General features: G+C 54.0%; 23 protein-coding genes and 1 pseudogene. 10 read left to right on the top strand and 14 right to left on the bottom strand.

All coding sequences use genetic code 11. From position 1 onward, the window contains the following. Positions 1–7 precede the first annotated feature (7 nt). The 3 genes from hypF to A3L08_RS05345 form a co-directional block, all read right to left on the bottom strand. On the bottom strand, positions 8–2,326 hold the full coding sequence (gene hypF, locus A3L08_RS05355; protein WP_088854034.1) for a carbamoyltransferase HypF: 2,319 nt from the start codon (positions 2,324–2,326) through the stop codon (positions 8–10). A gap of 91 nt (positions 2,327–2,417) precedes the next feature. Continuing rightward, complete coding sequence (gene hypD, locus A3L08_RS05350) at positions 2,418–3,527, bottom strand: hydrogenase formation protein HypD (RefSeq protein WP_088854033.1); 1,110 nt, start codon at positions 3,525–3,527, stop codon at positions 2,418–2,420. Between the two features lie 2 nt (positions 3,528–3,529). Next, complete coding sequence (locus A3L08_RS05345; RefSeq protein WP_088854032.1) at positions 3,530–3,754, bottom strand: HypC/HybG/HupF family hydrogenase formation chaperone; 225 nt, start codon at positions 3,752–3,754, stop codon at positions 3,530–3,532. 101 nt (positions 3,755–3,855) lie between these two features. On the opposite strand from A3L08_RS05345, the gene mobA reads away from it, so the two are divergent. After that, positions 3,856–4,443, top strand: coding sequence for a molybdenum cofactor guanylyltransferase MobA (mobA, locus tag A3L08_RS05340; protein WP_088854031.1), 588 nt, complete (start codon positions 3,856–3,858; stop codon positions 4,441–4,443). Here mobA and A3L08_RS05335 read toward each other — a convergent pair. From A3L08_RS05335 to hypA, 7 genes are read right to left on the bottom strand one after another with little or no spacing between them, the layout of a single operon-like run. Then, positions 4,438–4,623, bottom strand: a complete 186-nt coding sequence (locus tag A3L08_RS05335) for a hypothetical protein (protein ID WP_088854030.1) — start codon at positions 4,621–4,623, stop codon at positions 4,438–4,440. The two genes, mobA and A3L08_RS05335, sit on opposite strands and share 6 nt — an antisense overlap. A 43-nt stretch (positions 4,624–4,666) precedes the next feature. Continuing rightward, the gene (locus tag A3L08_RS05330; RefSeq protein ID WP_088854029.1) at positions 4,667–4,897 is read right to left on the bottom strand and encodes a hypothetical protein; all 231 of its coding nucleotides are present in this window, start codon (positions 4,895–4,897) and stop codon (positions 4,667–4,669) included. After that, positions 4,890–5,375 carry a hydrogenase 3 maturation endopeptidase HyCI gene (locus A3L08_RS05325; protein WP_088854028.1) on the bottom strand — a complete coding sequence of 162 codons (486 nt, stop codon included), beginning with the start codon at positions 5,373–5,375 and terminating at the stop codon, positions 4,890–4,892. Before A3L08_RS05325 ends, A3L08_RS05330 begins: the two co-directional genes overlap by 8 nt. Before the next feature lie 10 nt (positions 5,376–5,385). Then, complete coding sequence (locus A3L08_RS05320; protein WP_088854027.1) at positions 5,386–5,751, bottom strand: HEPN domain-containing protein; 366 nt, start codon at positions 5,749–5,751, stop codon at positions 5,386–5,388. After that, entirely contained in the window at positions 5,748–6,068 is a 321-nt protein-coding gene (locus tag A3L08_RS05315) for a nucleotidyltransferase domain-containing protein (protein WP_088854026.1), read from the bottom strand. The genes A3L08_RS05320 and A3L08_RS05315 overlap by 4 nt, the downstream gene beginning before the upstream one ends. A gap of 46 nt (positions 6,069–6,114) precedes the next feature. Beyond that, positions 6,115–6,849 (bottom strand): Mrp/NBP35 family ATP-binding protein, encoded by a 735-nt coding sequence (locus tag A3L08_RS05310; protein WP_088854025.1) that lies wholly within the window; start codon positions 6,847–6,849, stop codon positions 6,115–6,117. Beyond that, positions 6,846–7,265, bottom strand: a complete 420-nt coding sequence (gene hypA / locus A3L08_RS05305) for a hydrogenase nickel incorporation protein HypA (protein ID WP_088854024.1) — start codon at positions 7,263–7,265, stop codon at positions 6,846–6,848. The genes A3L08_RS05310 and hypA overlap by 4 nt, the downstream gene beginning before the upstream one ends. Positions 7,266–7,508: 243 nt before the next feature. On the opposite strand from hypA, the gene aor reads away from it, so the two are divergent. From aor to A3L08_RS10240, 6 genes and pseudogenes are all read left to right on the top strand, one after another. Continuing rightward, positions 7,509–9,326 (top strand): aldehyde ferredoxin oxidoreductase, encoded by a 1,818-nt coding sequence (gene aor, locus A3L08_RS05300; RefSeq protein WP_088854023.1) that lies wholly within the window; start codon positions 7,509–7,511, stop codon positions 9,324–9,326. Between the two features lie 71 nt (positions 9,327–9,397). Next, positions 9,398–9,646: a MoaD/ThiS family protein gene (locus A3L08_RS05295; RefSeq protein WP_088854022.1), complete on the top strand. Its 249-nt coding sequence runs from the start codon at positions 9,398–9,400 to the stop codon at positions 9,644–9,646. Further along, entirely contained in the window at positions 9,603–10,784 is a 1,182-nt protein-coding gene (locus A3L08_RS05290) for a tungsten cofactor oxidoreductase radical SAM maturase (RefSeq protein WP_088854021.1), read from the top strand. The genes A3L08_RS05295 and A3L08_RS05290 overlap by 44 nt, the downstream gene beginning before the upstream one ends. A gap of 143 nt (positions 10,785–10,927) precedes the next feature. After that, positions 10,928–11,404: a helix-turn-helix domain-containing protein gene (locus A3L08_RS05285; protein WP_088854020.1), complete on the top strand. Its 477-nt coding sequence runs from the start codon at positions 10,928–10,930 to the stop codon at positions 11,402–11,404. 133 nt (positions 11,405–11,537) lie between these two features. Then, on the top strand, positions 11,538–12,272 hold the full coding sequence (locus tag A3L08_RS05280; RefSeq protein WP_088854019.1) for a sulfite exporter TauE/SafE family protein: 735 nt from the start codon (positions 11,538–11,540) through the stop codon (positions 12,270–12,272). Continuing rightward, a pseudogene (locus A3L08_RS10240) lies at positions 12,256–12,474 on the top strand (SufD family Fe-S cluster assembly protein); the annotation flags it as partial. The gene A3L08_RS05280 and the pseudogene A3L08_RS10240, both read left to right, overlap by 17 nt. A 30-nt stretch (positions 12,475–12,504) precedes the next feature. Here the strand turns inward: A3L08_RS10240 and tdt are convergent. From tdt to arsB, 3 genes are all read right to left on the bottom strand, one after another. Further along, the gene (tdt, locus tag A3L08_RS05270; protein WP_088854018.1) at positions 12,505–13,509 is read right to left on the bottom strand and encodes a TDT family transporter; all 1,005 of its coding nucleotides are present in this window, start codon (positions 13,507–13,509) and stop codon (positions 12,505–12,507) included. An 85-nt stretch (positions 13,510–13,594) separates the two neighbouring features. Further along, the gene (locus A3L08_RS05265) at positions 13,595–13,987 is read right to left on the bottom strand and encodes a NifB/NifX family molybdenum-iron cluster-binding protein (RefSeq protein WP_088854017.1); all 393 of its coding nucleotides are present in this window, start codon (positions 13,985–13,987) and stop codon (positions 13,595–13,597) included. 184 nt (positions 13,988–14,171) lie between these two features. Then, the gene (arsB, locus tag A3L08_RS05255; protein ID WP_088854015.1) at positions 14,172–15,266 is read right to left on the bottom strand and encodes an ACR3 family arsenite efflux transporter; all 1,095 of its coding nucleotides are present in this window, start codon (positions 15,264–15,266) and stop codon (positions 14,172–14,174) included. A gap of 147 nt (positions 15,267–15,413) precedes the next feature. On the opposite strand from arsB, the gene A3L08_RS05250 reads away from it, so the two are divergent. The 3 genes from A3L08_RS05250 (at position 15,414) to A3L08_RS05240 (ending at position 17,488) form a co-directional block, all read left to right on the top strand. Further along, the gene (locus A3L08_RS05250; protein ID WP_088854014.1) at positions 15,414–15,866 is read left to right on the top strand and encodes an arsenate reductase ArsC; all 453 of its coding nucleotides are present in this window, start codon (positions 15,414–15,416) and stop codon (positions 15,864–15,866) included. A gap of 128 nt (positions 15,867–15,994) precedes the next feature. Further along, positions 15,995–16,468: a universal stress protein gene (locus A3L08_RS05245; RefSeq protein WP_088854013.1), complete on the top strand. Its 474-nt coding sequence runs from the start codon at positions 15,995–15,997 to the stop codon at positions 16,466–16,468. A gap of 3 nt (positions 16,469–16,471) precedes the next feature. Then, entirely contained in the window at positions 16,472–17,488 is a 1,017-nt protein-coding gene (locus tag A3L08_RS05240; protein ID WP_088854012.1) for an arsenic resistance protein, read from the top strand. Here the strand turns inward: A3L08_RS05240 and A3L08_RS05235 are convergent. Continuing rightward, a complete protein-coding gene (locus A3L08_RS05235) occupies positions 17,478–17,888 on the bottom strand; it encodes an OsmC family protein (RefSeq protein ID WP_088854011.1) in 411 nt (136 codons plus the stop codon). The two genes, A3L08_RS05240 and A3L08_RS05235, sit on opposite strands and share 11 nt — an antisense overlap. Positions 17,889–17,921: the final 33 nt, after the last annotated feature.

Genomic DNA, 17,921 nt, shown 5'->3' with positions numbered 1-17,921 from the left:
GCTTTGCTCAAAGCATCAAATCTTCTTTGCTCAGGTAGCCCTCAAGGTAGAGGCCGCCGAGGAAGGCCTGGCCGACGTTTATCCCGTTGTCTCCGCGCGGAACTTCCGTCGTCGCGTGGAACCTCAGTCCGGATGCTTCAACCGCTTTTCTAATCGTCTTCACGATGAGCTCGTTGTAGGCTACGCCGCCGCTTATAGCAACGTCCTTCACGCCGAACTCCATGGCTTTTTCTATGGCAACGTTCGCGAAGGCTCTCGCGAGAGCCAGGTGAACTGAATACGCTATGTCCGCCGGAGAAGCTTTCTCGATTGCATCAAGGGCCTGAAGGAACAGCTCTTCAACCTTTATCAGCTCGCCCTCGACGGGAACTTCGAACTTCAGGTCGTTCTTACCTTTCATCGCAAAGCTCTCGAGCTTCATCGCGGGTTCGCCCTCGTAGTGCCTCCTGTAGGCGACGTTGAGCAAAACAGCGAGCGAATCTAGAACCCTTCCAGTCGAGGATGCGTAGGCGGTGTTTACGCCCTTGGCGAGCTGGTTGAGGATAACGCTGAACTCGACCTTTCCGTACTTGAGGCTCTCGACCGCTTTGGGACAGCAGCGCCCTATTATCTCCCCAAGCTCCTCGATTGAGTAGACTTTGCTCAGAATCCCCATCAACGCCCTCAGCGGGTAGTAGCTCGCTAAATCGCCACCTGGGAGCGGATAGTAGTCTATATGAGCTAACCTCTCGACGTCTTCGTAGCCCAGGTAGAGAACCTCCCCGCCCCAGACGTTCCCGTCGGTTCCGTAGCCGACTCCGTCGAGGGCAATCCCAACCCCCGATTCGAGGTTCTTTTCTGCCAAAACGCTCGCTATGTGGGCGTAGTGGTGCTGAACCTGGAGGAGCTCAACGTCCAATTCATTAGCCAGCTCCATCGCCAGCTTCGTCGTGTTGTAGCCCGGGTGGAGGTCAGAGATGATTAAGTCAAAGTCCTTGACGCGGAGAATCTTTCTGAAGTGCGCTATTGCCTCGCGCATGAACTCAAGGACTTCGAGCTTCCCCGTGTTGCCTATGTACTGGCTCGGGTAAACCTTTCCGTTCTTTGAAACGCCAAATGCATTCATCAGCTCTGCCCCAACGGCCAAACCGCGGTAATCGAAGGGAATCTCTACCGGCAACGGCACAAAGCCGCGGGAGCGCCTTATAACGGCCCTCTTCCCATCGACGAAGCGGATAACACTGTCATCTGCCCTGTTGAGTATCTTCCTGTTGTGCAGGAGGAGGTAGTCGGCCATCTCTTTAAGCTCCTCGAAGGCCCTCTCGTTGTCCTTGACCATCGGCATCCCGGGGTAGTTCGCTGAAGTCATCACGTAGACTTTACTCCTGCTCCAGTGGAAGAGGATGTAGTGGGTTCCCGCGTAGGGGAGCATAACTCCGATGGTGTGCAGACCTGGAGCCAGATTTTCGGGCAGGGGGAAGGGTTCCTTCTTGCGGAGCGTTATTATCGGCCTCCTGTAGCTGGTGAGTTCTTCTTCCTCTTCCCTGCTCACGTAGGCGAAGCTTTTAACCGTCTCAAGGGAGTCGGCCATTATCGCGAAGGGCTTCTGCGGCCTGAATGTTCTCCTCCTGAGTTCGACAACTGCCTCCTCGTTGGTCGCATCGCACGCTAAATGAATTCCGCCGATGCCTTTAATGGCCACTATGTAGCCTTTGTCTATAAGCTCGGCCGCCTTCCTCAGCGGGTCGCCTGTTAGTTCCTTCCCGTCGCTCGTGTATAAGCGGTAACTCGGCCCGCAGACGGGACAGGCCGTCGGCTCGGCGTGATAGCGTCTGTTGAGCGGGTCTTCATACTCGCTCCTGCAGAAGTCGCACATGGGGAACTCTCTCATGGTCGTGTTCTCGCGGTCGTAGGGGAGGTCTTCAATTATCGTGAACCTTGGTCCGCAGTTGGTGCAGACGATAAACGGATACATGTAGCGCTTGTCGGTCGGGTCGAAGAGCTCCCTCAGGCAGTCGTCGCATATTGCTATGTCGGGAGGGATTATTGAGTCGCCACCCTTTCCACCCTTCGAGCTTCTCTCGATGTAGAACTCGGGAAAGCCCTGGGGCGGGATTTCCCTCTTCTCAACCCTGTCAATCCTCGCGAGCGGCGGCTTCTTGCGGTGTAGGTCCCTAAGAAACGCCTCTATATCCTCCTCTCTGCCCTCAACCACTATCTCAACGCCCGCATCTCCAAGGTTCTTGACGTAGCCCTTAAGGTTGTGCTCGTGAGCTATTCTGTAGACGAAGGGCCTGAATCCAACGGCCTGGACTATTCCCTGAACGTGAATGTGATACGCCTTCATCCTCTCACCTGTCCTTCCTTTGCAATCAAAGGCTTTATAGGTTTCCAAAACCAAAAGTTGAAAACGATAGGGGAGTTTTGAACCTTTGGTGTCAGAACAAGACGCCGTACTTGTAGAATATCTGGCAGGTTCCCTCGTAGGACACCATGCACGGGCCAACGGGACTCCTGGGCGTGCAGGTCTTGCCGAAGTGCGGGCAGTCGGTTGGGAGCGCCAGACCCCTCAGCACTGCCCCGCAGAGACAGCCCTTTTCGAGGTCTGGAAGCTTGGGGACCTCCGGGTCGTAGTAGGTTCTTATCTCAAGCTCCCTCCACTCCCTCTTCAGCTCAAGCCCGCTCTTCGGAATAACTCCGAGGGCTCTCCACTTGGCGTCTTTGACCTCGAAGAACTTCTCTATGAGCCTCTGAGCTGTAACGTTGCCCTCGTACCTGACGGCGCGAGTGTACTCGTTGAGTATCTTTACCTCCCCGCTTTTGACCATTCTAATGAGCATAAGGATTCCCATCAGAACATCAACGGGCTCAAAACCAGCTATGACCTGCGGTATGCCGTAGTCCCCGGTGAGGTACTCCCAGCCCTTAACGCCGATTATCGTCGAGACGTGGCCGGGGTCGATGAGGCCGTGGAACTTGGTGCCCTGCTTTACAAGCGCCTCAACTGCCGGTGGCGTTAGGCGGTGGACGGAGTAAATCCTGAAGTTCTCAAGCCCCTCTTCCACGACGGTGTTGAGCATCCCGGCGGTTGGGGCCGTTGTTGTCTCGAAGCCGGGACTGAAGTGAACAACCGTCCTGTCCGGGTTCTCCTTCGCTATCCTGTAGGTGTCGAAGATGGAGTAAACTATTCTCACGTCGTAGCCTTCACTCTTCAAATCAGCGAAGCTCCCCAGGGGGGTCGGGATCTTGTACATGTCCCCGAAGGTCGTGAGGATTATCCTGTCCCCTTCGGCGTAGGCCTCCTTCATGATCTCACGCATCTTGACTATGTCCTCTACGGGGGTTATGCAGACAGGACAGCCGGGCCCACTGACGATTTTGACGTTCTCCGGGAGAAGGGAGCGTATCCCGAAACGCGTTACCGTGTCCTCGTGGGTTCCGCAGACGTGCATGAAGCGGACCTCTTCCAGTCCCTTCGCTTCCTCGTGTATCTGCCTCACGATCCTCTGGGCGATTTTCCTGTCCTTAAAAACACTGAGCGGCTCCATGGTCAGCCCTCCAAGGCCCTCTCGACCTCGGCCCAGGCCTCAAGTATCTCAAGTGCCCTCTTCTCGTCGAGCCTCTCTATGGCAAAGCCCGTGTGAACTATCACGTAATCGCCCACTTTAGCCTCCGGGAGAAGGTCGAGCCTTACCTCCCTCTTAACGCCTCCGAAATCAACAACGGCGGTTTTTCCTTCAATCTCGATGATCCTTCCGGGGACGGCTAAGCACATTTTCTCTCACCTGTGATTGGTTCTCGCAGGCCTTTTTAGGGATTTTCTAAACCTACGGTTTGAAACCGCAAACCTAAAAACTCTCAACCCAATTTCGGAACATGATTGCCGCGGTTCTCGCCGGCGGTTCTGGAAGGCGCTTTGGCGGAGATAAGCTCCTCTTCAGGATAGACGGCAGGCCCCTGGCCCTCCATACAATTGAGAGGCTCAAAAAAGCGGATTCAATAACCAAGGTCGTCATAGTTGCTTCTCCTGAAAACGCTGATAAGCTCAAGGCCTTTGGCCACGTGGTTGTTGACGAGCTCCTCGTCGGCCCTATCGGCGGTGTCTACACTGCCTTATCCCTCGGAGACGCCTTCGTGGTGGCGGGGGACATGCCTCTTCTCGTTCCGGAGTTCGTTGACTTCATAGTCGAGCGCTTTAAGACAGCTAAAAAGCCCGCCTGCGTTCCCAGATGGGGCAACGGCTACCTTGAGCCGCTCCATGCGGCCTATTCTTCGGAGTTCAGAGAGTTCTTGGAAGAGAAGATCAAAGCCGGGCATTATGCGATAAACAGGGCAATAATGGAGAGCGACGCCTGCTACATTGAAATCGAAAGCCTTCCGGAGGAGTGGAGGGAGAGCTTCTTCAACGTGAACACGAGGAAGGATTTGGGGAGAATCAGAGGCACTCGGGAAAGGGTTCTATGATCTCCGTTGTGTTCGGAACTCCTTGATTACTTCCCCCATGTCTTCGTCGGTTAGTTCCGAGTCACTCAGAAGTCTGTTGAGTTCCGTCAGCTCGGCTAACCTTTTCTCTACCAGCTTTGCAAGCCTTTTTGCAAATTCTATATCAACACCCTCGGGAACTCTAATTGCTATGCTCGTCATAACCGATCACCCGAGTTTAGTTTTTGGTGTTAATATGCTTTTCTCATCCGTGCCTCCATCTGATCCATTTCTTCCTTAACTCGGGCAGGTAAACGAGCACCGCCGCGAGGATGAAGATGGAGCCGAGAACGTCTCTTCGGAAATACCACAGCAAGAAGCCGGTGCCGAGGAAGAGGTCTTTCAGTGTCTCCTCCCTGCTCTCTTCCGCTTTCAGGTCTAAAAGAGCAGAGACAACGCCCAGGATACCGGCCACAAGCCACACGTATTCAATCATACCCATCACCGCGCAGGATTCCCGCTAGTAACTCGGCAAGCCTCTCAGCCATCTCTTTTATCAGCTCGCTCGGTTCCTCGAAGAGTCCCGTTGAAGCTGGCTGACAGCCCATTAAGACGAAATCAGCTTTGATCTGCGTCTTCAGATATTTCACGAACACCCTCAGCGGCAGGCTGTGCGTCGAGACGGCTTCCCCCACCGTTCCTTCGGGGTCGGTGATGATCAGCTCCCCGTGCTCCCCTTCGAAGTCAACCGCGTCCACAAAGACGACTAAGTCCGGTTTAAAGGAAGTTATTTTTCCCACGTAGCTCTCCGGGACCTCACCACAGTTCAGAACGAGGACGTTCGGGCTGTCGAGGAGCTCTTTAAGCCTCTCTGCGACGAGAACTCCAAAGGCGTCATCCCCGCGGATGTCGTTGCCGATGCCGCAGATCACTATCCTTTTCTTCCCCGCAAAGATTTCTTCGAGGGCATTCATAGGAGACACCTCAAATTTTATCCAGCACAAACTCCAGAACTTTCTTTGCCGTTTCTATAGCCTCAGCGGCAATCTCCTTAGGAACAGTATAGTAGCCCGGATATCTAACTTCAACGGCAAAATCCGAGAGGTAGTGGGCGTTCATGTCGTAGAGCCTTTCAAAAGATGGATCTACCTCTTTACACAATTCAATTAGATAAGCGATGTCGTGAGTTCTGGGAACGGGTTTGCCTGCCTTCACAAGAAAAGCCTTCAGGAACTTCTCAACTGCCTGCTGGGCGTGGAATGCGGCATAATCATAGATTCCGTTCTCAAGGGCCAGTTCAGCGAGCCTTATGTCGTCCTCGCCTTTGCTTATCCATCGCTCGTAACTCATACCCTAATTCCCTCCGAGAGGGCGTAGCTGTAAACGTAGCCGGGATCGTTTTTTAGCCTCTCAAGTTTCTCCCTGGATATTATGAGGACGTCGATGGGCATTCCCTTCTTCGCGAGCCTCTTTCTAATCTCCCCACTGAGGCGGAGGCGCTCCCTCCAGCTAAGTTCCCTCTCGGTGACGAGTAGGATGTCCCAGTCGCTGTCCTTTCTAAAATCCCCTCTCGCGCGGGAGCCGAAGAGGATGACTTCCCCCAGCTCTATCCCGAGTTCCCTACAGACCTCGACAACCGTTTTCTTGATGAGTTCTTTTTCCTTCATTCCCGACCCCTAAACAAATTTGAAAAACTGGAGAAAACCCTTTCGCTCAGAGCTTCTCAGCGATCTCCCTTATCCTCTCCGCGAACTCGGTCTTCATCAGCTCGTCAACTTTTCCTATTTTAGCGTCGAGGTCTGGGTAGAATGGTATCCCTGCCAAGTAGGGAATTCCGAACTCCTTTGCTAAGGCCTCGACGTCCTTTTCCTCGTCGAGTTTCATGTTTTCAACTATTCCGATAACCCTGTGCTTCTCCTCAAGGAGGAGCTGGACGAGCTTTCTGACCACGTTGAGGGCGAGCTTTGAAGGCGTTGCCACGACCAGGAATTCGCCCCTCTTGAGGAAGCGGAGCACATCGAGGAGCTGGTCACCGAGGCCGGGCGGCATGTCAATGACAAGGTAGTCCAGCTCGTCCCACCGGGTTATGGTGAGCAGCTCGATTAGAGCGTCGCTTATCTCCTTCCCGCGGAGCGGTGTCGGCCTGTCCTCGGTGTAGTAGGCTATCGTCATGAACTTGATTCCGTGAACCGTGTGGGGGATGACTCCCCTGTCTTCTTCCGGGAACTCCTTTGGCTCGAAGCCGAGGATGACGTGGTCGCTCGCCCCGTGGAAGTCGAGGTCGAGGAGGCCTACCTTGTGGCCTTTCTCGGCCAAAGCTAAAGCCAGCGTTGTAGAAACCAGCGACTTTCCTACTCCGCCCTTCCCGCTGACGACCGGAATGATCCTCTTGACATTCTCAAGCCTCGCGCTTATAGCTATCTCGCGCGGGTCTATTCCGGCAATCATTCTTCTCCCCCCTTCTCTATCATTATTCCCGCGACGTAAACGCCCCTGCCCTGGACCACCTCAAAGTCGTGGCTCCCGCACTTTGGACAGGCCATAAAGGCGTGAACCACCTCAGGGATGAAGTGAATGTCCTCCTTAATGCGCTCGTCAAACTTGTCCTTCACTTCCTTGAGCTTCCACTCATGGCCGCAGTTCCTGCACCTGAAAACCGCTTCCTCCTCTTCAAAGATTATCTCCGCGCCTTCAGCTATGGTGCCCGCAAAGAGCTGTTCCATGGCGAACTTCACTATGTCTTCCGCGACGTCCTGCAGTTCGCCGAGAACGACCTTGACGGCCTTGACGCGCTCCGCTCCCTCTCTGTTAGCGTAATCGAGAACTGTCCTAACTATGGCATCTGCTAAGGCCCACTCGTGCATTTTCGACCCCTCCTGAGATAGTAGAGGGCTCTTCTTTAAAAACAGTGGAGTTTGCAACCTTTGGTTTCATAACGCTTCCTGCCCTTCCGAGTTTGCTCACAGATATTGATGAGGAGATTTTCATACTTCTAATCTCTCCTTTTCTTTATCAACACTTCCGTTTAACAGTTGGCAGTTCGCAACTCTCTTTATTTTCACTAAGATTTATAGGCATTAATGTCCATCCTATTTTTGGCGATGCCTATGTACGGCAACTGGGGTAGATTTCTGCGTGTAAACCTCTCCACGGGGGAGGTAAAGGTTGAGGAGTATGGCGAAGAACTCGCCAAGAAGTGGCTCGGAAGCAGGGGCCTGGCCATATACTTCCTCCTAAAGGAGATGGACCCAAAGGTCGACCCTCTCAGCCCTGAGAACAAACTGATCATTACACCGGGCCCGCTGAGCGGTACGAGCGCTCCAACTGGTGGAAGATACAACGTCGTCACGAAGAGCCCGCTGACGGGCTTTATAACCATGGCAAACTCGGGTGGCTACTTTGGTGCCGAGTTGAAGTTTGCCGGCTGGGACGGCATAATCGTTGAGGGCAAGGCCGAAAAGCCGGTGTACATCTACATAAACGACGATAACGTTGAGATCCGCGATGCGAGTCACCTCTGGGGCAAGGTCGTGAGCGAGACAGAAGAGGCCATCAGAAAGGAGATAGGGAGCAAGAAGGTGAGGATAGCACTGATCGGGCCGGCAGGTGAGAACCTCGTTAAGTTTGCCGCCATTATGAACGACGGCCACAGGGCAGCTGGAAGGGCCGGAGTTGGAGCAGTCATGGGCAGCAAGAACCTCAAGGCAATAGCCGTTGAGGGAAGCAAGCGCGTCCCGATAGCGGACAAGCAGAAGTTCATGCTCACCGTCAGGGAGAAGATAAACAAGATCAAGAACGACCCTGTCGCCGGCGGTGGACTTCCAAAGTACGGTACAGCAGTTCTGGTCAACATAATCAATGAGAACGGTCTCTATCCAACGAGGAACTTCCAGAAGGGCGTCTTTGAGCACGCCTACGAGCAGAGTGGTGAGGCGATGACTGCCAAGTACCTCATAAGGAACCAGCCGTGCTACGCCTGTCCGATAGGCTGTGGAAGGGTCAACAAGCTCCCGACCGTTGGAGTAACTGAGGGGCCAGAGTACGAGAGCACCTGGACCTTTGGAGCCAACCTAGGCATAAACGATTTAGCCAGCATAATCGAGGCCAACCACCAGTGCGACGAGTTCGGTCTCGACACCATCTCGACCGGTGGAACGCTCGCCACAGCCATGGAGCTCTACGAGAAGGGCCACATAACGGACGAGGAGCTCGGCGATGCGCCGCCGTTCAGGTGGGGGAACACGGAGGTTCTGCACTACTACATAGAGAAGATAGCCTACAGGAAGGGCTTTGGTGACAAGCTCGCGGAGGGTGGCTACCGCCTCGCCGAGAGCTACGGCCACCCGGAGTACTCCATGAGCGTCAAGAAGCTTGAGCTTCCGGCATATGACCCTCGTGGAGCCGAGGGACACGGCCTCGGTTACGCAACCAACAACCGCGGCGGTTGCCACATCAAGAACTACATGATAAGCCCAGAGATTCTGGGGTATCCCTATAAGATGGACCCGCACGACATAAGCGATGAGAAGGTGAAGATGCTCATAATCTTCCAGGATTTGACGGCCCTCATCGACGCCGCTGGACTGTGTGTCTTCACGACCTTCGGCCTTGGAGCGGACGACTACCGTGACATGCTGAATGCCGCGTTAGGCTGGGACTTCTCAACCGAGGACTACCTCAAGATTGGAGAGCGCATCTGGAACGCCGAGAGGATTTTCAACCTCAAGGCCGGACTCGTTCCGGAGAGGGACGACAACCTGCCGAAGCGCTTCTTGGAAGAGCCGATGCCCGAGGGGCCGAACAAGGGCCACGTTGTCCGCCTGAAGGAGATGCTCCCGCGCTACTACGCTCTCCGCGGCTGGACCGAGGACGGAAGGGTTCCGAAGGAGAAAGCGGAAGAGCTCGGCATAGCGGAGTTCCTCTGATTCTTCTTCCCATTTTTGTCCAGCAACTCTTTTATGTTCCTTCGAAAAGAACCTGAGTTAAGGTGATCTTCGTGCTGGTTAAGCTCTTCGCGACCCTCATTGAGTTCACTGGGAAGAGAAAGCTGGAAATAAGCGGCCCGAAAACAGTTGGCGAGCTTTTGGAAGAGCTGGATCGAATGTTCCCCGGCTTTAAAAAGGAGCTTGAGAAGGGGCGCATAATCCTGGTGAACGGAAAGAACATCGAGCATCTCCAGGGCCTTGATACGCCCCTCTCGGATGAAGATACCGTTAGCATATTCCCGCCGGCAGGGGGCGGTTGAATTGACCGACAAGGAGTACACCTTCTCCCTCTGGGATGGAAAGGTTATAGTCAGGCCGAAGCTCGACATGAAGTACCTCTACATCGAGATAACGAGCCGCTGTAACCTAAAGTGCGAGATGTGCTTCAAGCAGTACTGGGAAGACGAAGAGGGAGACATGGATTGGGAGCTATTTCTTAAGATCCTCGACGACGCGGAGGAGTTCCCAGAGCTTAAGATGATTTACTTTGGCGGTATCGGAGAGCCGACCGTTCACCCGCGCTTCATGGACATGGTGAGGGAGGTTAAGAAGAGGGGCTTCGCCCTCGGAATGAGCAGCAACGGAACCCTCATGACTGACGACATGCTCCGCGAGTTCGCAAAGCTTGGCGTTGATCTGATATATTTCTCCATGGACACAGTCCCAACGGCTCAAAACGCTATAACCCTAGGACACCTCGCCGCGGCTGCGACCGCCGACAGGATAAAGAGGCTCGTTAAATACCGCGATGAGTACGGCACTCACAGGCCGAGCGTTGGCGTTGAAGTGGTCGTTACGAAGGAGAACTACAAACAGCTCCCCGAAATGGCGCGCTTCCTGCTCGACCTCGGCGTTGATTCCATGCTCGTCTCGAACCTCCTCCCCATGACAGGAGAGCAGATGGAGGACATCATTTACGACGGCAGCGTGGATATGAAGCCAATCCTCGAGGAACTCTACAGAATAGCCCACAACGGCCTCTACATAAAACTCCCCTACTTCGAGCTGAAGACTGAAAGGAGCTGCGACTTCGACGAGAACAACGTGGCCGTTGTGCGCTGGGATGGAGAAGTTGCCCCCTGCTACCGCTTCCTGCACAGCTATTACGAGTACATCTTCGGCAGGAAGAAGAAGGTGAACGCCTACTCCTTTGGGAACGTGCGGGAGAAAAGCCTCGCGGAGATATGGACGAGCGAGAAGTACACGTGGTTCCGCTTCACGATGAAGAACTACATGTACCCTTCATGCACCGATTGTCCCCTTGTTGACGCCTGCGACTTCGTCAAGACGAGCGATATAGACTGCTGGGGCAACGAGCCGAGCTGTGCCGACTGCCTGTGGGCGAGGCGTATCGTCCAGTGCCCGATTCCGCAGCATAACTTCGGGAAGTTCTACTGAGCTTCCATTTTCCTTTTAAACCACGTCCTGGGGTTGTATTCCCAGCTCCACGGCGTTCTCAAGGGCCTTAACGGCGTGAACTCAAAACCTTTTTAAGCCTCTTTTCCTTTTGGCTTTTAAGGCGTGCTCTGGGTGAGGGATTGATGGCGGTCTCGAAAAGGGAGTCCAGAAGGTTCGTTGAAATCGTTGCCCAGCTCCTGGGCAGGTGGGGCTACAGCCACACCGATGGCAAGATATACGCCCATCTCCTTCTAAGTGAGAGGCCCCTCACGATATCCGAACTCGCCGAGGCCACGCACCTGAGCAGGTCTTCTGTCTCCGTTTCCCTCTCCAGACTCACGCGCGATTATCTCGTGACCTACAGAAAAGAGGGAAAGACAAAGTATTTCTCCGCCGTCCCGGCCTTCCTCGAGAAGTTCCTCCAGCAGCCCAAGGACATCCTCGAGCGCGAGGTCAGACCGCTCAAGGAGATAATCGGCCGCCTCGCTGAGAAGGCCGAGTCCGAGGAGGCCAGGACGAGGTTCGAGGGCATACTTAACGACCTTTCCACCCTGGAGTGCGTCCTCGAGAGGATAATAAAGCTTGAGGAGCAGGAGAGCGACTGCATCAGGTCTGACTGATTTTCCTCTTTCTGCCCGCGTGTTTCCTTCCAGCCACGATTTCTCCCTTTGTGTCGGATTCGTCTGATGTATCAAAATCTTTTTAAGTGACTTCCCCTTCATTCGACAAGTACAACAAAATGAGGCGAACCTAATGAACTATCCAGAACTAGCGCTGATATCCCTCATCCTCAGTATCGTCTTTTCAATTGGGGGCGTCGGGAGTGCGATAGCGATAGTTCCAACGATGACGTGGTTAGGTGTGCCCCTGATGACCGCCAAGCCGACTGGTCTCTTCATAAACACGCTCTCGATGCTCTCCGCGACGCTCAAGAACCTCAAACACGGCAAGCTCGACCACCGCTTTGGCCTACCGATTCTTCTCGTTGCCACCGCTATGGCTCCGGTTGGTGCCTACGCCGGTAAGTTCATCCCCAAAGTCTACGTCCTCTGGGTCTTCCTGGGCTTCCTGCTCTACTCCGGGACGATGATGATTTTCTTCAAGCCGAGGCGGAGGCCGAAGGACGGGAACCACATCGTTGAAGGCTCGATAATCGGCGGGATAGCGGGCTTCCTCGGCGGTCTCCTTGGAGTGGGCGGGGGAGGGATAATAAGCCCGGCCCTCATAATGCTCGGCTACGAGCCCAAGAAAGTGGCCTCAACAACGGCTCTCGTGGTGTTCTTCTCCTCGCTGAGCGGTTTCCTGACTTACTGGGGCATGGGGGCCCTCGACTGGATGCTTTTGCTCTGGGTCTCGATTCCGGCGATAGCAGGCGGATGGATTGGAACACATCTGATGCACTTCAAGATGAGTTCGGATGATGTAAAAAAGGTAATAGGGGTGATAATCTACCTCATAGCCCTCAAAACCCTTGCAAACGTCCTCTGATTTCATTCTTTCCTTGGTGAATTCTGATCAGGCGGAGCAGGATGTCCAGACGGTCCCCCTGCTTAGGGTAAAGAATGATAAAGCGGAACTCACGCACGAGGCCCCGATAGGCAGGGTAAACGAGGCCCAGCTCGTCCAGCTAATGGCGAAGGGCTTAGCCAAAGAGGAAGCGACGGAGCTGATTATAAAGGGCCTTTTGGGGAGTGAACTTCGACCAGATAAAAAAGAAAAATTAGTCAAGCAGGGTGTGCTTCAGCGTTTTCACCCCAGTTAGGAGCCACAGCGCAAGGAGCAACCAGTACAAGGCAAAGCCGAAGGAGTCTATGGCCCCAATTCCAAAGGCCGTGCCGACGTTGTGGGTGGCGCTGACGTAGGCCCCGAGCGGGAAGATGAAGGCCCACCAGGCGAGGCTGTAAGGGAGGCTTAGCCTTCTTATGTAGTGGAGCGTCATTATTACTGCCATTGCGAGCCACCAGACACCGAAGCCCCAGAATACAATTCCAAACGCCAGGAACGGCTCCTTTGCCGTTATGAAGTCTGAGTTCCTGACTAGCATGTAGAGTGTTGAAGTGCCCGCACCTATTGGACCGAGGTTTATCCAAATTGCAGGGGCTATCCCGCACGGCAGGGGCTCGTGGGTGATGAAACGGTGCATGACTACTGCGAAGAGGGCCAAGTACAGAAAGAACCCTGAGCCCCATGCAAAGTAGTTGATCAAGATCGCAATCTCCTTCCAGATTCCGTGGAACGTGCCGATGAGGGGGCCTCCGCTCAGGGGGATTACTATAAGCCCCACAGGTGGGATAAACCACGCGGGTGTGACGCTCTTTATGTCTATCTTCTCCTGAATGAACATCAGATAGGGTATCAGGAGGGCGAAGAATATCGTCAGGGGTGTTCCGATGAGCCAGAAGGCCTTAGCTACGGCGGTTTCCCTTAGTATGAGCAGGTAGTCCGCAGAGAGGACGAGCATTGCTATGGCTATGGTCCCATAGAAGTGAGAGACCATCGGGTGATAGAGGTCTTTTGTGGAATTTTCCCTGTATTTTAACCACCTGAGGGACCAGGGTATCAGGAGCACGAAGAACATGGCAGTGTTGAAGTATGTCAGCCAGACTGCGACGTTTTTTAGAACGGCTAGTCTTCCTGAGTAAGCAAGGCTCACCAGTGCCAGTGCCCCTGTGCCCATAACGCTCGCAAACCAGCTCGGTGCAAAGTCCTTGACGCTCACTTTCATTTGACTTCACCAGAAAAAACTCACATATGAAAATTTTTAAATATTTCTTAAACCGAGTGTTCAAAACAAGTAAAAAGGAGAAAGCTCAGTGCTCCCCGCATTCTCCTCTGTGCTCTTTCTCCCATTCTATCTTCTCCTTCCAGTTGGGGTCGACTTCAAGAACCTGCTCTATGAAGGCTTTAACGACGTCCTTAATTGGGCCGTAGGCGCCGGTGACGACCGCTATTCCGAGCTCGTTGAAGTAGCTCATAGCTTTCCTGCCCATGCCGTAGGCGAGAACGACCTCACCGCCGTGCTCCTTCACAAAGCTCGGCAGGTCTCCGGGCCCGTGCTCCTCGAAGGGAACCTCGACGACCTCATAGCCTTTAATCTCGTTGTCCTCCACATCCACGAAGACGAAGTATTTAGCCCTTCCAAAGTGGCCGCTCACGTTGCTCTCCAGGCCTCTATCATCCTCAGCCGGAATTGCGATCCTCATTTTCATCACCATACCCATGAATATCTTTTCAAATATAAACTTTGTGCATATGCACGCTCATTCCTTGAAAATTTCCCCGTAACGAGGTCTATCCCGATTTTTCTGACCTTCAGCTTCCAGAGCTTCTCGGGGGTCAGTAGCTCTCCGGCTTTGGATAGGATAAAAAAGAAGAAAAAACCTGTCATTACTCCTCCGCGAGTGCAGGCGCGGCGCTCCCTGCCTCGAACTTCGCCGTGAAGAGGTGTCTCGTCTTGTTGGCTATCCAGACGAGGCTGAGCATTATGGGAACCTCTTCAAGAACACCCACGACCGTTGCCAGGGCTGCACCGCTCTCAAGGCCGAAGAGGGCTATCGCCACCGCAACAGCCAGCTCAAAGAAGTTGCTTGCCCCTATGAAAGAAGCTGGAGCCGCGACCTTGTGCGGAAGCTTCCAGAGCCAGGCCCAGCCGTAGGCTATGGCGAAGATGAAGTACGTCTGAATAGTTAGCGGAACCGCTATGAGGGCTATGTGGAGCGGGTTCTCCAGGATTATCTTCCCTTGGAAGGAGAATAGGAGTATCAACGTGAGGAGGAGGCCGACGATTGAGACGGTGCTCAGCTTTGGAAGGAAGTTCCTCTCGAACCACTCTACCCCTTTGGTTCTGAGGAGGTGCCTCCTGGAGAGATAACCTGCCGTGAGCGGAATCACCACGAAGAGGACAACCGAGAGGAGGAGCGTGTCGTAGGGCACGGGGACCTCGTTGAGCCCCATGAGGAAGCCAACTATCGGGGCAAAGGCGAAGAGGATTATGAGGTCGTTGGTAGCGACCTGAACGAGCGTGTAGAGCGGGTCTCCATCCGCAAGGTAGCTCCACACGAAGACCATCGCCGTGCACGGTGCTGCCCCGAGGAGTATCGCGCCCGCTATGTACTCCTTCGCCAGTGAGGGCTCTATGAGGCCGAGCTTCGCCGAGAAGAGCGCGCCTATGAAGAACGAGCTTATGAGGAACATGCTGAAGGGCTTTATCAGCCAGTTGGTCACCCACGTGACGGTTAAACCTTTGAGCATCTGCCCCTTGTGTACCCTTTTTATTGCCGAGAAGTCCACCTTGACCATCATGGGGTAAATCATGGCCCATATCAGCACCGCAATGGGCATGTTGACGTTAGCTATCGTGAGCCTTGACAGAGTTTCCGGGAGCGCTGGAAAGAGCTTTCCAATGGCTATGCCCGCCATTATGCACAAAGCGACCCATATTGAGAGATATTTCTCAAACAGGCTCAGCCCTTTCTTCCCCATTTTCCTCACCTTATTATTTGAAGGAACGTTCAAATAAAAGGATTTTTAGAACCTTAGGTTTACCACCCTTCTGGGGGCTATATAGCCTACATAGACTACTTTGGCAAGGAATTTAAAGGCCGTCTCCGAGTCCATCCGGTGGTAGAAATGGAGAAGAAGCTCATACTCTTCGTCTGTGTCAAGAACTCAGCGAGGAGCCAGATGGCAGAGGCGTTCTTCAATTACTTCAACGACGACCCGCGCTTTAGGGCCATGAGCGCCGGCACAGAACCGGCCGAGGACATAGACCCGCTCGCGAGGAAGGTCATGGAGGAAATCGGTATCTCCCTCGAGGGACAGTATCCAAAGCTCTACACGGAGGAGATGGCGGATAAGGCCTACCTCGTGATAACGATGGGCTGTCTCGACAAATGCCCCTATGCTCCTCCCGAGAAGACCTGGGACTGGGGGCTTGAGGATCCTTATGGTAAGCCGATTGAGAAGTATCGGGAGGTTCGGGACGAGATAAAGAGGCGCGTCTTAAAGCTCATCGAGGACTTGAAGGCCGGAAAGAGCAGGGAGGAGATAATAGGAAAGAAGAGTCTTTTCAGCATCTCTTAAACTACTTCTCTGATCTGATTTTCTTCTCACTTGAAAATAATCACATCTGTCCAGCAAACTTTAAAACCATTATGCATCCCAAACATATGAAAAATTATTAAAGTGAAAAGCTTAACAGGTGATACCTCATGTTTAGAAAGGTGCTCCTCCCAACGGATTTCAGCGAGGGGTACTGCAGGGCGGTGCTCCAGTTTGAGAGGATGAATGAGATGAGGGTTGGGGAGGTCATCCTCCTCCACGTGGTCGACGAGGGAACCCTTGAAGAGCTCATGGACGGCTACTCGCTCTTCTACGGGGACGAGGAAAAGGAGCTCAAGGACATCGAGGAGAGACTGAAAGAAGTTGCCATGGAGAAGCTCCTTGAGAGAATGGACGAGATCAAGAGGGCCTTCAGGGCTGAGAAGGTCACCCCAATGGTCCGCTTCGGCGTCCCCTGGGAGGAGATAGTTAAGGTCGCTGAAGAGGAGGACGTCTCCCTCATCATCCTCCCGAGCCACGGGAAGCTCGGATTCTCCCACGAATCCCTTGGCTCGACCACAATGCGCGTGCTGAAGAAGACGAAACGGCCCGTTCTGCTGATAAAAACCCACGAGGAGGTATGAAGAATGAACTGGCTGAAGCTCTCCAACAACCTGAAAAAGAACCTCCTATGGTACTCGCTGGTTGCAATAGCCGTGGGCTGGCTCCTTGGGCTAGCCTTTCCCGGGTTTGCCAAGGCCCACAAGGTGGGACTGAGCTCTTTAACCACCCTCCTAGTGTTCCTTATGATCTACCCGATGATGATTAACCTCAACCTCGGGCGTATCCCTCAAGTTATGAAAGAACCGAGGCCAGTACTCCTGAGCTTGGCGTACAACTTCGTCCTGACGCCCATAATAGGGTTCCTCCTCGTTAAGGGCTTCATTCACGACCCGAACCTTGCCCTGGGCTTTCTCCTGGTCATGCTCGTCCCCGGCTCCTCTATGAGCATAGGCTACACCGGACTGGCCGGTGGAGACCTTGAAGTTGCTACCGTTGCCCTCGGCGTCAACTTCCTTCTGATACCCGTGATGCTCCCCCTGTGGATAAAACTCTTGGGGAGTGCTTACAGCGTCCCGGTTCCACTTTCACTGCTGCTCAGGACGGTCTTCATCATGCTAATCCTGCCGATGCTCCTCGGGGACCTGACGAGGAGGGCACTCATAAGAAGGCTCGGCCCGGAGCGCTTCCTGTCGCTGAAGCCACTCTTTGGGGCCATAACGATGTCCACAATGCTCGTCCTCGTCGGCCTGATATTCTTTATGAAGGCCGAACTCCTGCTGAGCAAGTGGACGCTTCTCGTCGAGCTTGCCGTCGTGAACACGGTCTACATGGTGATCATGCTCGGCCTCATCACGTGGCTAGACAGAGCCCTTGGCCTGAAGTACGGGGAGCACATGGCCATCGCTTTCCTCAGCGTCGGCAAGAACAACGGGACGGCAATAGCGATTGCCACCCTCGCATTCGAGCCCCTGGTGGCGATTCCAGCCGCTACGCTCCCAATATTCCAGATAATCTTCCTCATCCTATACCTGAAGGCCGCTGAGAGGATTAAATGTATCTTCGAGACGTGCAGCGAGGGAGGAACTCCAGCTACGGTCTGACTATCTCGACTTCCCCATTTATTTTCTCCGCTCCGACTGTGTTGAAGACCGTCCCGTACTTCTCGGCGAGCTCCTTGACGCGGAGTATCTTTCTCTCCGGCTCGTTCGTGAAAACGGTGATCTTGTAGGTTATCTCTCTCAGCTGGGGCTCGTCCCTCGTGCGCCATCCCCTGACCTCGACCTTGAAGCCCTCCACGTCCAGACGCATCTTCTTGATGAGCCGCCCCCAGTTCACCGTCAGACATCCGCCTATGGCCGAGAGGAGGTACTCGGTCGGGTTCGGGCCAGCATTGCGGCCGTCGGTGTTGGTGTCAATTTTGAAGGTGAACTCTCTAACTTTAGCAGTGCTCCCGACGTTGCCGTCCCACTCAAGCTCGGCCTTGTACTCAAGCCTCTCCATAACACCACCGGAAGTCCTTGGGAGGCAAACTTA

The organism is Thermococcus pacificus, from assembly GCF_002214485.1.
Classification (GTDB): Archaea; Methanobacteriota_B; Thermococci; order Thermococcales; family Thermococcaceae; genus Thermococcus; species Thermococcus pacificus.
This window is presented reverse-complemented; position numbering and strand designations above follow the sequence as displayed.